The sequence below is a fragment of the Mucilaginibacter sp. genome, from assembly GCF_041663085.1.
GTDB lineage: Bacteria > Bacteroidota > Bacteroidia > Sphingobacteriales > Sphingobacteriaceae > Mucilaginibacter.
Genome location: NZ_JBAZRC010000119.1, coordinates 1 through 15326, shown reverse-complemented (window position 1 = coordinate 15326; position 15326 = coordinate 1). Strand labels below are relative to the sequence as shown.

Sequence of the window (15326 nt, the reverse complement as noted above, 5' to 3'; positions counted from 1 at the left end):
TGTTTTACTAAAGCTTGTTGTTGTACCTGCTGTAACCACGCCATAGCCGCCATAACTAAAATGATTATAATCGCTATTACTTGTAGACCACGTAATAGTGATACTGGTTGGCGACCAGCTAACGTTTGATGCCGTAAGCGGGCTTACAACACCTGTACACGTTGCTTTTGCAACATGTGTTTTTGAAACCGTTTTTCGCACAACCGGCTTTTCTTTTATAAACGTGAAAGAAAGTATGCCCAACACCAAAAACCCTGTGATAAGGGTATAGATCAAATTCCTTTTCATAATGTTTGAATTAAAGTTGATTAAGAAATAAATTGGTTAATAAGATGGCCTTGACGGAATACTTACTACTACGTACTAAGCGCCTCCTATGTTTCAACCCAAAAGAAATAAATTAATTATTGATTAATCAATTTACAACAAGTATCACAAAAATTAATAAACAAAAAAGAGCGATAGAAAATCTATCGCTCTTTTTATTTTAAAGGATTAGAAACTACTCTCCAATCTCTATTCTCTAATCATCAACGATTACATGTAAGCCCTTTGGTTATTACCTTCCATCCAGTTAACAAAGGCGCGGTTTACCACCTTGTTACCACCCGGGGTTGGGTAATCACCGCTAAAGTACCAGTCGCCGGCATGGTCAGGGCAGGCTATGTGCAGGTTATCAAGCGTTTGATAAAGCACCTCAACCTTAGCCTTAATATTTGGCGGGGTAATGATTTTGGCTATACGGTCAGATATCTCCTGGTCGGTAAATGGCGCGTAGATAGCTTTTACATAGTTCTCTACATCTTCTTTAGCCAGTTTAGAGCTATCCTTACATTTCTGGTAAACCTCTACTATAATATTTTCTTTGCCTTGCTCTTTCAACAAGCTTATCGCTGCCTCAAAAGCCACAAACTCGCCCATACGCGACATATCAATACCATAACAATCCGGGTAACGGATCTGCGGGGCAGATGATACTACCACCACCTTTTTAGGGCCAAGGCGGTCAAGTATCTTCAGGATGCTTTGTTTCAACGTAGTACCACGAACGATAGAATCATCCAGTACCACCAATGTATCCGCATCTTTATTGATGAGCCCGTAAGTAGTATCATACACGTGGGCAACCATCTCGCTTCGGTCGGCATCCTGTGTGATGAAAGTACGCAGTTTAACATCTTTTATAGCTATCTTCTCTACACGCGGTGCCATGCTCAGCACCTCGGTTAGTTCTTCTTCGCTAATTTTATCGTCGCGGTTCAGTAACCTGTCGCGCTGGTATTTTTTGATGTATTTATGTACCCCTTCTACCATGCCGTAAAAAGCAACCTCGGCGGTATTTGGTATGTATGAGAATACGGTGTTCTTTACGTCATTATTTACCGCGCCCAATATTTGCGGGCAAAGCAATCTGCCTAATTGTTTACGTTCCTTGTAGATAGATGCATCGCTGCCACGTGAAAAATAGATGCGCTCAAACGAACATGCCTTTTTCTCCAGCGGCTCGCTAAACATATCCTCGGTTATCTTACCGTTCTTTTTAACAATAAGCGCATGGCCGGGTTTAATCTCGCGGATGTCCTCGATCGGGATATTAAAGGCCGTCATGATAGCGGGGCGCTCTGAAGCGGCAACCACAATCTCATCGTTATAGTAATAATAAGCAGGACGGATACCAACCGGGTCGCGCATTACAAATGCATCACCGTGGCCCAAAATACCTGCAATAGTGTAACCACCATCCCAGTTTTTTGCCGATTTACGCAGTATCTTGGCAACATCCATATCGTTAGCAATCATTTTGCTAATCTCCATATTGTCGTCTAATCCTTCGCGTTTGTACTGGTCAAAAAGGCCTTGGTTCTCGGTATCAATAAAATGCCCTATCTTTTCCAGAACGGTCACCGTATCGGCCTTTTCTTTAGGGTGCTGGCCCAGGTCGTACAGTTGTTGCAGCAGTTCATCAACATTGGTCATGTTAAAGTTACCGGCAATAACCAGGTTACGGGTCATCCAGTTGTTTTGGCGAAGAAAAGGGTGGCAGTTTTCAATACTGTTTTTGCCGTGTGTACCATAACGCAAATGGCCCAATAACACTTCGCCGGTAAAGCTTACGTGTTCTTTGAGCCATTCGGTGTCGGCCATTTTTTCAGGCGTTTCCTTTTGTATCTCAGCAAACTTTTTCTGGATATATTCGAAGATATCAGCAACAGCATTTGATGCCATCGACCGGTGCCTGCTTATGTACCGTTTACCAGGCTCAATATCCAGTTTAATGGTAGCAACGCCCGCGCCATCTTGCCCGCGATTGTGCTGTTTTTCCATTAAAAGGTAAAGCTTGTTTAAACCGTACAGCGCAGTGCCGTACTTTTTCTGATAGTAAGAGAGTGGCTTTAAAAGGCGGATAAATGCCACACCGCATTCATGTTTAATCTGATCGCTCATGATTGGGAATGAGCATGCAAAGGTAAAATTTTATCTTATATAGTGTTTAAACATATTGTCATTAGTTAGTATTTTTTATGATGTGGAAAACTTACGCCTGATTGATACGATTTTAACCTTTTTACAGCTACATTTTTAAAGCAATTACAGTGGGTTTTGGCACCAACAGCCTCGCTAATCCGCTTATATACCCGCAGGTTTTAGGCGCAGGCCGGTATTCGCTCCCTGACACGGATTGCGCGCTTATTCCCTCCTTGGAAGCTCCTCACCCTCTTTGCGCATCAGAGAGGGTCGACCAGCGCAGCGAAGTCGGGGTGAGTAAACTATAAAAGCGACATGAAATCATACTCAAATTCCCTAAATTTACCTGCATGAAAGTAGCACTCGCCTCCCCTAACTTCCCAAAATCCATCGAAGACGGTTTAAACCAGGTTGACAGCCTTGCCAGGGATGCTGCGCAGCAAGGTGCTGTAATTGTGTGCTTCCCGGAGTCGTTTATACCCGGCTATCCCCTTGCCGATCATAAATTGGAGAAAGCCACGCCCCAGCAATTATTGGACGCGTTAAACAAAGTGTGCGAAATAGCGGCGGCAAACGCGATCGCCATTATCATACCAATGGACTGTTACGAGGAAGACCGGTTTTTAAATACGGCGCATGTAATATCGCCAACAGGCGAGGTGCTGGGCTATCAAACCAAAAACCAGTTAGACCCTACCGAAGATAAATTTTGGATGCCCGGCACACAGCGAAGCCTGTTTGAAGTGAACGGCCTCAAATTCGGCATTACCATTTGCCACGAGGGTTTCCGCTACCCCGAATCTGTGAGGTGGGCGGCACGCGAAGGTGCCCAGGTAGTTTTTCACCCGCACCTTACCGGCAGTGATGTAACTGGCAAACAAATAACACACTGGGGAGACAGCCACAGCCCCTACTACGAAAAAGCCATGATGATGCGCGCGTTGGAGAACACCATTTACTTTGCCAGCGTTGGTTACGCCATGCGGTTCCAGGAATCTACCAGTTCTATTATTGCGCCCGATGGCGTATGCCTTGCACACCAGCCCTACGGCCACGCCGGAGTTGTTGTTGCTGATATTGATACCGAAAAAGCAACGGGGTTATTAGCGAAACGGTTTAAACCGGAGCTGTATCAGAAATAGGTTTGTCATGGTGAGCCTGTTGAACCATTAGCCGCGTTGCTAAGTCTTCGACAAGCTCAGACTGACAACTCCAACATGTCATTTCGAACGAGGTACGAGGAGAAATCTTGTAAAACATGCTTGTCGGTTACATGCAAAGCGTAAAAGATTTCTCCTCGCTGTCGCTCGTTCGAAATGACACACGGGTATCTATTTTGAGAACCCAACCATCCTATGCAGCGTACCCGGGTCATAAACCTTACCGGCTTTTATAACCACTTTAACATTGCGCACATTGCTGATGTTGGTTAACGGGTCGCCATCTACAATAATAATGTCGGCATTTTTACCTGTGGCTATTGAACCCGTTTGTTTACCCAGGCCCATCACTTCTGCAGGGGTAATAGTTCCTGTTTTAAGCGCCTGCGCCGGGGTAAGGCCCGCTTCTACATAGAGCTCCAGCTCGCGGGCTACGCTAAAGCCGGGGAAACCCATATCGGTACCTGCCACAATGGGAACACCGGCATCATACAGTTTTTTGACGATCATTTTCATACTGCCAAGCATCGGCGCTATTTTAGCAACCGTTGCCGAATCTTCCCCATAGGTCTTAAACTGGGTTTGCAAAGGCAATGGTAAGGTATTGAATGCGGGCTCCAGCCTGGTGATATCATCTTTTACATTGCGATAAGCTAACTCATAAACCCCAACCGTAGGGTCTATAACCGTGTTATGATCTTTAATAAATTTAATAGCTGCTACACTTACGCTATCGTCAAAGTTCACAGAGCGGTCTTTATTCTTTTTCATGATACTGTACACGTATTGCACGTGGTTCACCATGTTCATACCCGAGTCAACACCCGATTTGAGGGTCATCCCGTTAGGGATGTGGCCCGTAACGGTTAGGCCTTGTTTATGTGCTTCATCGCATATGGCTTTTACAATAGCCGGCTTGGCCGAACTATATATCTTGATCTGCGCGAAGCCTCTTGCTTTATATGTATCAACTGCTTTTATGGCTTCTTCCTTGGTATCAGCCTGTATAATACCTAAGGCCATAGGGCCCTTTCCATCAATAATACCGGCCATTAGTATCTTGGGGCCAATACATTTACCACTATCAATAGCCTGCTGTATAGCATCAATAAAACCAAGTTCGTTACCACAATCACGCACGGTGGTTACGCCTGCTGCGAGGTAAGCCGGCCCCCATTCGGTTTGTTCAAAATGCGCGTGCATATCCCATAGGCCGGGCATAATGGTTTTGCCTGTGGCAGTAATTACGTGTGCTCCCTTCGGTATTGGCGTCCCTGCCTTACCAATTTTGGCGATCAAACCATTTTGCAGCAACAGCACGCCGTTTGGTGTTGTTGTACCGTTAACAACATCAACTATAGTACCGCCTGTTATTGCGATTGTTTGGTTAGCTGCCTTTGGCGCAGGCGCTGCTTTTGTAAATGCTGCCATGCCGTAACCCGCCGCGCGTTTTATCAATTCGGGCAGCAGCGATTCGTATTGTTCGCGCATCATCTCTGTTTTATCGCCTTCGGCATCAATGGTCAGGATGCAGATAAGTTTGCCGGCATTATCCGTCCATACCAGTTCATTTCCCCAGATCAGTCCGCTGATGGTGTACCGTTTAAAGGTAATAGGCTTACCATTGAATATTAGGTTATCAACCCCGGTATTTTTTATTTGCAAAGCGCCAAATGGCAGGGTGGTAATACTTGCCGGTTGTTTTTTATTGTTCCAGTATTGCAGCAGCACTTGCTGTACCGTGGCAGGCGAGTAACCCGTAACCGGGAAGGTAAAACCGCTAATCATTTTTTTATAGGTAGCGTCGCTAACCTTCATATCGGCAACATTGCCTTTTATCCGGATAGAATCATTTATTACAGAGAACCTGGAAGTATTGCCTTTCACAAAAAGCTCAATTGGTTCAGCTACCGGGTTAACCCGTAATGTCGCCTTAAGCGGAACGGGGCTCCCCCTATCAACAAACTTAAAATCCACTACATACTTTTTACTGTCTTTATAGTTGTAAATCTTGTAAGTTTCTTTACCAATATGCTGCTCAAATTTGTGCAGCAAGAATACTCCGCTGTCTGCAGGAATATCCTGTGCCTGGGTTTGAGAAAAAATGAAAGACAGAAAGAGTAATGATAAAAGGTTTTTCATAGTGATATGGGTTACTTACTCAAATATAAAAATAAAAAAGCCCCGCTTGTAGCAGGGCTTTGATAAGAATCCTATAACTGGTACAGAGACGCGAAGTATCGCGTGTCTACATTATTATTTTTTCGTAGAGACGCGATACTTCGCGTCTCCTTGCATACGGGCAACAACCTTACAACCTTTCGCCATGTTGACTGATATCCAATCCTAACACTTCGTCTTCTGTTGATACGCGCAAAGGTGAGATCATATCGGTGATCTTTAACAACAACATCGACCCAAAGAACGAGAATAATGATGTTGCCACCAATGCTAACAATTGGATAAAGAATAAATGCGTGTGACCAAAGAAAAGACCATCGCCGGTAACATTGGCCGGGTTAACCGCCTGGTTGGCAAATACGCCGGTTAATAACATACCCACCATACCACCTACACCATGGCAAGGGAACACATCAAGCGTATCATCGATAGAAGTACGTGTGCGCCATTCTACCACCAGGTTACTTACAACCGCAGATATAATACCAATAGCCAGTGAATGCGGAACGGTTACAAAACCCGCTGCCGGGGTAATAGCCACCAAACCAACTACAGCACCAATACAAGTACCCATGGCCGATGGCTTGCGGCCGCGCAGCATATCAAAAAATATCCAGGTAACACCTGCTGCTGCCGATGCTGTTGTACTTGTTGCAAGCGCTGTTACCGCCAAATGGTTTGCCCCAAATGCTGACCCTGCGTTAAAACCAAACCAGCCAAACCATAATAAACCGGTGCCTATCATTACATAAGTGATACGCGCAGGCGCATGGTTGGCCTCATTACGGCGTTTCAGGAACAAGGCCGATGCCAGGGCGGCCCAGCCTGCCGACATGTGCACTACCGTACCACCCGCAAAATCTAACACACCCAATTTGGCCAAAACACCATCGGGGTGCCATGTTGCGTGCGCCAATGGCGAGAATATAAAAATGGAGAACAGCACCAGAAATATAATATACGAATTGAAACGGATACGCTCTGCAAATGCTCCTGTTATAAGTGCCGGCGTAATAATGGCAAATTTTAGCTGATACATGGCAAACAGCAGCAACGGGATGGTTGGCGCGGCCGGCCAGCTGGCGTTACCCAGCATGCCTTTCATCATAAAAAAGGTTGATGGGTTACCAATGACCCCTCCAATGCTGGTTCCAAAGGCTAAACTAAAGCCAAATATACCCCAAAGCACCGTAATGATCACCATACATACAATACTTTGAAGCATTGTAGAAATTACGTTCTTTTTGTTCACCATTCCGCCGTAAAAAAAGGCAAGTCCGGGGGTCATGATCAAAACAAGGGCGGTTGACATCAGCATCCACGCGATATCGCCCGTATTAAAGTTAGATTTTACCGATTTATCGTATTCAACCGATGGAAAAATAAACGTAAGTGATAAAATCACCAAAATTACAAAAAAGGGGAAGTAACGTTTCATATCAAATTAAAACCATTTATTTAAAACGGCCTCAATTTATACATATTTTACAATATATTTTATGAAATATTAAAAAAAAGGAAATTTTTAAAGGAATTTAATCAATAAATCAGGAAAAATTCCAAATATTATTAGCAATAATGCAATTACAGAAGAAAAAACTACTAAATTAGTAGAATACGAAATTTCGTTCGGGATAAACTCCGCTCTTTTCAAAAATAAATTAAGCGGGATCTTAATATAGTAAAACAAGCCAACCACAGTGGTTACCGCGCCGGTAATTAATAAGGCCATCAGCCAAACATCATGCGTTTGCTGGTAAACCCCATATACTGCCGAAAACACAAACACCTTACCTGTAAAGCCCGCACTGATAGGGATACCCGTTAGGGATATCAATACAATCACAAAACAAACAGATGCCAGCGGATATTTAAAGCCGAGACCTTTATAATCGGATATATTGGTGATATTTTCGTTGTTCTCAAAATAATTGGCTAGCATAAGGGCTGCGATATTGGCCAGGCCATACATAAACAGGTAATAAGTTAAAGCCGACAAGCCCTGCGGGGTAAAGGTTACCAGCGCCATTAAAGCAAACCCGGTATGCCCAATACCCGAATAAGCCAGCATCCGCTTTACATTATTTTGCAAAACCGCGGCAAAATTACCGCCTATAAGGGTAATAACGCCAATTACTGATAACACCAGCCTGAAATCAAAAGCTTTCCACTGCAGGAAAAAACCATTTTTTGATACAAAATTTACCAACAGGGCAAAAGCCGCTATTTTAGGCAGGGTTGACAGGTAGGCAGTTACCGGTGTGGCGGCCCCTTCATAAACATCGGGCACATAAAAATGCACTGGCACAAATGATAGTTTAAACCCAATACCAATAAGTACCAGAGCCACCGCGAACGACGCGCTTAAGCTATTGGTTTGCAGCAAGGCATCCGCCATTTCTTTTGAGAACAACTCCAGCGAACCTGTATAAGCATATATTAATGATATACCATATAACATTACCGCCGATGCGGCCGCACCAAACAGTACGTATTTTAACCCTGCTTCGGTGCTTTTAGCATTTTCGGTACGGTATGATGCCAGCAGGTATGATGCAATAGATACCATCTCAATTGCCAGGTAAACAGATAGCAGGTTAATGGCCATCGTCATAATATGCAAACCCAAAACCGATCCTATTACAATACTATACAGATCAGACAATCCCTTTTTATGCGACTGCAGCTTTTTATCCCAGGCAAAATACAACAGCAGGATAATGGCCAGTACATCAATAACAAATTTAAAATTGATGGCCGTACGGTGCAACATCAGCATATTGTTGAACATGGGCACTGCGTAAGTACCTGCCAAAGCAACCTGCTGCAAATCTTTAAATATCACCAAAAACATGCCCGCTATGGCCACCGTGCGGCAAAGCTTAGCCGAATTTTTACCGAATAAAAGATCTGTTACCAACACTATAATGAAAAGCACGGTCAAATAAACTTCGGGCATAAAGTAAGGCAGACTGCCTATTACTTCATTTAACTGATCGTGAATATGTGGCAACAGATCGTTCATGTATTATTATTGTACTATTACTAATTGGTTTTTAGGGTATTTAACCTGGTATTTTAACTGCAATTGTTTCTCGTCCAGTGGTTTTAAGCTAAGGTTCCATGATAGCTTTCCGGTCAGCTTATCCATTTCTGCCGAGCTGATATTCTGCGTATCTACTTCGATTGCAGAATTTTGCGAAACCGGAACCTGGTCTTCTACCAGTAAATTCACGGGCTGGCTTTTGCGGTTCTTCACGGTGATGAGCCAATCGCGGGTTTCTTTTTTGTTAGCACCGAAGCCTTGTTTCCCGGTCAAATCTTTTTGCAAGGTACGGGTTACCACAATATTTTTATCGGCACCTAACGATAAATTTAACGTATCGGCAGTTGCGTGGGTATCAATTAATGATTTACCGATGAATGTCCCCTCAAAAAACAGGTTGGCTTCACCCGATAAAAAGTTGTATTTGTTCCAGTCGGTGATGCGCGCGGTAAGGAAAACATCTGTGCTCAGTTTTGGCGCTACAAAATATTGGTAAGTGGCATCGGTATTTACCTCGTTTATCTCTACCAGGTATTGCTTACCATCGCTCGGAACAGTATACGGATTGGCAATATTAAATTCTACGTTGGTTTGGTTTTCTGTTTGCTGAACTTCAACGGGGATAGATCGAAGGCTCATAGGTGGTAAAGCTTGTACACTATATGATGATCTTTTATATTGTTTATCGTCGCCGTCACTTCCGGAACCATATCCTGCAACCACAACCTCATTTAATTGTTGTGCCGATGGTTTTAGGGCGATATTGATAACAGGCACGTTGGCTACGCTTTCTGATTTTTCATATCCAACAAAAGAGTATGACAGGGTTGGGTTACCGGCCGGTATTTGTAAAGAATAGTTACCGTTGGCATCTGTTACCGTACCAATGGATGTACCTTTAACCGTTATAGTTACGCCCGGTAAGGCACTCCTATCATTCTGATCGGTCACGTGGCCGGTTACTTTTGTAAGTGAACCTGCCTGCCCCGCGTAATACATACCATAATTTAAGTAATACGGTGTTAACTCTGGCTTGCCGCCACTAACAGTTGGGTTACCGGTTGAGAGGGTTAGCTTTACATTCTTCCACTCCTCGCCGCTTTGCTGGGTAACATTGGCTTTGTATGATATGGTGATGGGGCTATTTATATTCTTAGCCCTTATATCGTAAGTGGGGTACCAGCTGGCATTGTTAACCAAATAAGTTAAAGTGAATTGCGATTGCAAAGCCGCTTTGGCCGATACCGTTACTAAAATATTACTGGTAGCATCGCTCCCCCCTTTGCTTTTGCGGATATCGGCTATCTGCCTGTCGTAACGTTGCAGTTCGAGATTCACAGCAGCTATATCATTATTAATAGATTGCTCTTTCTTTTTATTTTCGGTAAGGCGCGCCGTTTGAAAATCGAGCGCTTGCTTTAATTTCAATACATCAAGGCTGGCATTTTGGCCGGTTATAGTTTGGTTTTTCACCAGCATGTTATACTCTTCCTGGTTAATAACAAGCAGCGAGCCGAGCAACGAAAGCTTATCACGCAGTTGCTTTTGCTGTAGTTGCAATGCTTCTACCTGTTTTTGCTTTTGCTGTAAATTCAGGTAGTTCATTTCGTGCTTTACAGACAGAATGGTAAAATCGCCGGCACCACGCACCTGGATACTTTGCACATCAATATTTGGCGAGATATCCTCGAACACCAGCGTTGATGTGCCCGGCGTTATGTTAACAGCCGATGTACGGGTTACTTGCGCCCCGTTTAAAAACAGGGTTACTTTCTGAACTTTTGATGGGATCTTTTGGGTATCATCCGCATTGGCAACACGGGCAAGGCTGATGATGAGGCAGGCAATAAATAATAACTTTTTAGTCATGATATTTAATTTTACCTATATGATGCACAAGCCCTGAATTTTCCATAAATAAATTACAGATTATTTAGATTGTAAGAACTGCACCAGCGCCAGTACCGAATCGTTCACCTTACCTAATACCAATGAGGGCATAATACCTAAAGCCAGAGCAATAAGAGCTAAAGGCAACAGGGTTACGGTTTCGCGCATGTTAAGGTCTTTCAGGGCAATTTTCCAAACATCGCCGCCTTTGAGGGACACGGTTCCGAAGAACATGCGTTGCAATGTCCACAAGAAATAAGCAGCACTTAATAAAATACCCACCGAACCGCAAACGGCCATCCAGTACGGTAACAGGCCATTTACAGAATGCGATTTGAATGCCCCAGCCAGCGTAAATGCCTCGGCCACAAAAGCCGAGAAGCCCGGCAATCCTAATGATGCGAAAAACGCCACCATTACATAAACTGTATAACGCGGCATTAGTGTACCCAAGCCGCGGAAATTATATATATCCCTGTCATGCACCCTATTATACACCACCCCTACCAGGAAGAACAGCATGGTTGATAAAAAGCCGTGACTTACCATTTGCAACACCGCGCCGCTGATACCCTCGGCTGTATTTGAGGCAAGGCCAAGCAGTACGAAGCCCATGTGCGATACTGACGAGTAAGCGATCATACGTTTCAAATCGCGCTGTGCAAGGGCGTTGAACGCGCCGTATAATATGGATATTACGCCGAGCAGGCCAAGCCAGAACGCACCGGATAAAGCAACCTCGGGGAAGATGCCCATACAGATCCGGATAATCCCGTAGCCACCTATTTTTAACAGGATCCCCGCAAGAATAATAGATACCGGGGTTGGCGCCTCTACGTGTGCATCGGGCAGCCAGGTATGCAAAGGCACTACGGGCACTTTAATAGCGAAGGCTATAAACAAAATTACAAAGCCAACCGTGCGTGCAGGCATACCTAATATAGTGGCATGACTTAACACAGAAAACACCGAACCTTCAATATAATTAGCCGGGTTCATCATGTGGATGATATTGAAGGTATGGTTGCCCGTAACCGGATCCTTCACCGAAAGGTATAAGCCCACCATTACCAGCAACATAAATACCGAACCAAATAAAGTATAAAGGAAGAACTTAATAGCCGCGTATTCGCGCCTTGCGCCGCCCCACATGCCTATCAGGAAGTATAACGGCAACAGCATCAGTTCGTAAAAGGTGTAGAACAGGAAGAAATCCAAAGCGCAGAAAACGCCTACCACAGCCATATCCAGTAACAGGAATAATGCGAAGAACCCTTTAAGGTTGCTGGTTATCTCCCAGGAGGCAATGGCAGCTATCACCATTACCAGCGATGTCATCACCAATAAAGTAACCGAAATACCATCAATCCCCACAAAATACTCTATCTGCATTTTACCTAAGGTGCCCAGGTCGAGGCTGATCCATGGGAGCTTTTGCACAAACTGGTATTGCCCTTCGTTACCGATACCTGCGAAGGATGCCCCTGTTTGAAAGTGCAGGTATATATAAATACTGAAACACAGCTGCAACAGGGTAGCAAATAACGTAATGTATTTGAAACTTGCACGCATAGATGATGGCAGCAGCAAAATAAGCAGGCCAAACAGTATGGGTGTAAATATGAGCAGGGTTAATATATTCATCAGGTCCAGATCAGTTTAAAGATAAACACAGCAATGAGCACCAGCAACATGCTGAATAAATAATATTGAATTTTACCGCTTTGAAACCGGCGGGCAAAATTACCTATTGCCTGTACAATGCCGGCAATCAGGTGCAACAGTCCGTCAACGATATGTTTATCGAACCAGGCAGAGATACCGGCCAACGCTATGCCAATTTTTTCGAGCAGATTTACAAAGCCATCTATGATGTTTTTATCAAACCAGTATAGTGCATTGCTGAACCACATCACAAAACGCACAATAACGAGGTTATAAAACTTATCGATATACCATTCGTGGAACGATAAACGGTACAGGGAGCCCGTTTGCGGGAACGACCAGCTATTGCGTTTTACATACACCACATATGCGCCATACATCACCACCACACTTAAAATAACAACCAGCACCGGGATGATGACATGGTACAAATTCTCGCGCGCCAGATGGTTTACGGGTAAAAAACCTTTAAACAGCCAGGCATCCTCATAAAAAACCGGGCTGTAAGAAAACACCGGGAACAAACAGCAAATAGCCAGGAACACCAGCGGCAGTTTATATTGCCAGCCACCATCGCCCATATGGATGTGAATGTGTGGGTTCATTTTTTGCAGACGGAATTCGCCAAAGAAAACTTTTACTATCAGCCTCGCTACATAAAAAGCCGTTAGCCAACTGGTAAGTAAGGCCACGTATGGCACCAGTTTTAAAACACCGGCCTTGCCGTCGCTCCAATCGAACGCCTGGATCAGGATACCGTCTTTTGACAGGTAGCCCGATGTTAGCGGGAAGCCAACCAATGCCAGCCCACCGATAATGGCAGCAATAAAGGTTAACGGCAGTTTTTTGCGCAGGCCACCCATGTGCAGGATATTTTGCGGGTCGATATTGAGGTTGTTATCGTCCTTAATGTGTTTCATTTGATGGATAACGATACCTGCGACAAGGAACAGCAGGCATTTAAAAAACGCATGTGTTGCCAGATGGAACAAGGACGAGGCATAAGCCCCAACCCCCATAGCCATCACCATAAAGCCCAATTGCGATATGGTAGAGTAAGCCAGGATCCGTTTCAGATCGTTTTGTGTAAGGGCGATGGTTGCCGCCATAAACGCGGTGAAGCAGCCGATTACGGCCAGCACGGTTAGTTCCGCTTGGTTAAACATAGGGTAAAACCTGCCCAACAGGAATACACCTGCGGCCACCATGGTAGCGGCGTGAATGAGTGCCGAAACTGATGTTGGGCCTTCCATAGCATCGGGCAGCCACGTATGCAGCGGGAACTGGGCTGATTTTGCAGCAACAGCCAAAAAGATGCCGCCGAAGGCGATGTATTGCCAAATTGCCGGGATGCTGCCTATGGCAGATACCCATTCGCCATTAGCGATGTTTGATAATGAGATGAGGCCTTTATCGCCGAACAGAGTTTCTAAATCAAATGTATTAAATTGTGTGTACAGGATAATGATTGCCGTAAGCAAACCGATATCCCCTATCCTGTTCATGATAAAGGCTTTTTTATTGGCGATGATTGCACTCTCGCGGGTAAACCAAAAACCGATAAGCAGGTAGGATGAGAAACCCACCATCTCCCAAAATGCATAAAGCATAATCAGGTTATCAACCACTACCAGCGCCAGCATACTAAAACAAAACAGGCTTAAATACTTAAAATAACGGCTGTAGCCCTCATCATCCTTCATGTACGCGGTGGAGTAGATGTGCACCGGCAAGGCGATAACCGACACCAGCAACAGCATCAACACCGATAGATTATTGAGCAATATCCCCGCCTGCACTTTGGTAGCGCCAATGGTAAACCAAACCTGCTGCAGGTGGATGGTATGGTTATCCCATACTTTAAAGAATACATTAGCCGCCAGAATCGTACTCCCCAAAATAGCCAATGCAGATACCCAGCCCGATATCTTGCTTTTATCCAAGAGTAAAAAGTTTACCACAAAGGCAGCAAAAGGCAACACCACTGCAATGATGGCAAGGGTTACAGTTTGCGCGTCGTTATACGGTATGGTTGGGTTCAATTATTTGTTTTTTTGTTTCTCCTTTTGTTTTTTCGCTGCTGCTTTAGTGGTAATTACCATTACACCATTTTCGCCGGCTTTGCCATATTTGGCCACACCAGTTTGATTATTAAGTTTCACAACATTAGCAACATCATCCGGATTTACATGCGTTAACTTTTCCCAGGTTATAATTTGCTCGTCAAGAATGATCAATGGTTTCGTTTCAACTTTAGGTGGAGGCGGTAGCAACTCGCCGCCATCAGGCAGCGATTGTTTAGAAGTTAGTAAAAACACCCCATTAGTTGATTTAGCTCCATAGATACCCACAGCATCCTCACCTTTCAGGAAATCCATCGATACAATGCTATCTGCTTTTATATCTTCTATCTTCCCCTTATACTCTTTACCATCTAAAATAATCAAAGCCCCTTTATGCTGCGCCAGTACCTCTGCAAATGGCACCCCATGAGGCTTTGAAGCGTTCGCGGAGCCATCCTTTTCAGTTTGTGCAATTGCTGCGGTGACTGATACACAAACAAAAAACATTATGAGTAGCTTTTTCATCATCAGTTAGCCGGTTGATTTAATTCAATAGTTACGGTTGCCGGTTTTCGACTTTTACGCGTGCCACTTGGACTTGTAAAACTCACCGCTTTAATATCAGCTTTGCTGGCCAGTTCAAAAAGCTGTAGTTTGTCTTCGCCGGTTAGTTCGTTGCCATCGGGCATTATATATGTTACCGCCAGATCCTTACCCCTTCGTGAGCGGATGTAAGACTTGTACGCTTTTGACAGCGTGCCAAATTTCCATTGATACAGTTTAGTGCCGTATTTTTTGGTAGTTACATTAACCGTAGTATCGTTCTGTGTAGCGCCCACAAATTTTGGTTGTATT

Annotated in this window: 11 protein-coding genes; 1 reads left to right on the top strand and 10 read right to left on the bottom strand. The window is 44.3% G+C overall.

Going from position 1 to position 15326, the window contains the following annotated elements:
* Together WC615_RS17875 and WC615_RS17870 are read right to left on the bottom strand one after the other, a co-directional pair.
* On the bottom strand, positions 1–288 hold a 288-nt coding region (locus WC615_RS17875; protein WP_372979437.1), incomplete at its 3' end, for a hypothetical protein.
* A gap of 249 nt (positions 289–537) precedes the next feature.
* Positions 538–2445, bottom strand: coding sequence for a class II glutamine amidotransferase (locus WC615_RS17870; RefSeq protein ID WP_372979436.1), 1908 nt, complete (start codon positions 2443–2445; stop codon positions 538–540).
* 371 nt (positions 2446–2816) lie between these two features.
* On the opposite strand from WC615_RS17870, the gene WC615_RS17865 reads away from it, so the two are divergent.
* Positions 2817–3608 carry a carbon-nitrogen hydrolase family protein gene (locus tag WC615_RS17865; protein ID WP_372979435.1) on the top strand — a complete coding sequence of 264 codons (792 nt, stop codon included), beginning with the start codon at positions 2817–2819 and terminating at the stop codon, positions 3606–3608.
* A 189-nt stretch (positions 3609–3797) separates the two neighbouring features.
* On the opposite strand, the gene WC615_RS17860 is transcribed toward WC615_RS17865, so the two are convergent.
* The 8 genes from WC615_RS17860 to WC615_RS17825 form a co-directional block, all read right to left on the bottom strand.
* Positions 3798–5768 carry an amidohydrolase family protein gene (locus tag WC615_RS17860; protein WP_372979434.1) on the bottom strand — a complete coding sequence of 657 codons (1971 nt, stop codon included), beginning with the start codon at positions 5766–5768 and terminating at the stop codon, positions 3798–3800.
* Positions 5769–5937: 169 nt separating this feature from the next.
* Positions 5938–7245 (bottom strand): ammonium transporter, encoded by a 1308-nt coding sequence (locus WC615_RS17855; protein ID WP_372979433.1) that lies wholly within the window; start codon positions 7243–7245, stop codon positions 5938–5940.
* An 87-nt stretch (positions 7246–7332) separates the two neighbouring features.
* Positions 7333–8832 (bottom strand): NADH-quinone oxidoreductase subunit N, encoded by a 1500-nt coding sequence (locus WC615_RS17850; protein ID WP_372979432.1) that lies wholly within the window; start codon positions 8830–8832, stop codon positions 7333–7335.
* 6 nt (positions 8833–8838) lie between these two features.
* A complete protein-coding gene (locus tag WC615_RS17845) occupies positions 8839–10722 on the bottom strand; it encodes a mucoidy inhibitor MuiA family protein (protein ID WP_372979431.1) in 1884 nt (627 codons plus the stop codon).
* A 60-nt stretch (positions 10723–10782) separates the two neighbouring features.
* On the bottom strand, positions 10783–12387 hold the full coding sequence (locus tag WC615_RS17840; protein ID WP_372979430.1) for a NuoM family protein: 1605 nt from the start codon (positions 12385–12387) through the stop codon (positions 10783–10785).
* Positions 12387–14450, bottom strand: a complete 2064-nt coding sequence (nuoL, locus tag WC615_RS17835; RefSeq protein WP_372979429.1) for an NADH-quinone oxidoreductase subunit L — start codon at positions 14448–14450, stop codon at positions 12387–12389. The genes WC615_RS17840 and nuoL overlap by 1 nt, the downstream gene beginning before the upstream one ends.
* Positions 14451–14999 carry a hypothetical protein gene (locus WC615_RS17830; protein WP_372979428.1) on the bottom strand — a complete coding sequence of 183 codons (549 nt, stop codon included), beginning with the start codon at positions 14997–14999 and terminating at the stop codon, positions 14451–14453.
* On the bottom strand, positions 14999–15326 hold a 328-nt coding region (locus tag WC615_RS17825; protein WP_372979427.1), incomplete at its 5' end, for a hypothetical protein. The genes WC615_RS17830 and WC615_RS17825, both read right to left, overlap by 1 nt.

Bases quoted from the DNA above. Each gene is read 5' to 3' on its own strand.
- WC615_RS17830 (WP_372979428.1), bottom strand. From the start codon at position 14,999: ATGATGAAAAAGCTACTCATAATGTTTTTTGTTTGTGTATCAGTCACC.
- WC615_RS17845 (WP_372979431.1), bottom strand. From the start codon at position 10,722: ATGACTAAAAAGTTATTATTTATTGCCTGCCTCATCATCAGCCTTGCC.
- WC615_RS17855 (WP_372979433.1), bottom strand. From the start codon at position 7,245: ATGAAACGTTACTTCCCCTTTTTTGTAATTTTGGTGATTTTATCACTT.
- WC615_RS17850 (WP_372979432.1), bottom strand. From the start codon at position 8,832: ATGAACGATCTGTTGCCACATATTCACGATCAGTTAAATGAAGTAATA.
- WC615_RS17865 (WP_372979435.1), top strand. From the start codon at position 2,817: ATGAAAGTAGCACTCGCCTCCCCTAACTTCCCAAAATCCATCGAAGAC.
- WC615_RS17870 (WP_372979436.1), bottom strand. From the start codon at position 2,445: ATGAGCGATCAGATTAAACATGAATGCGGTGTGGCATTTATCCGCCTT.
- WC615_RS17840 (WP_372979430.1), bottom strand. From the start codon at position 12,387: ATGAATATATTAACCCTGCTCATATTTACACCCATACTGTTTGGCCTG.
- WC615_RS17860 (WP_372979434.1), bottom strand. From the start codon at position 5,768: ATGAAAAACCTTTTATCATTACTCTTTCTGTCTTTCATTTTTTCTCAA.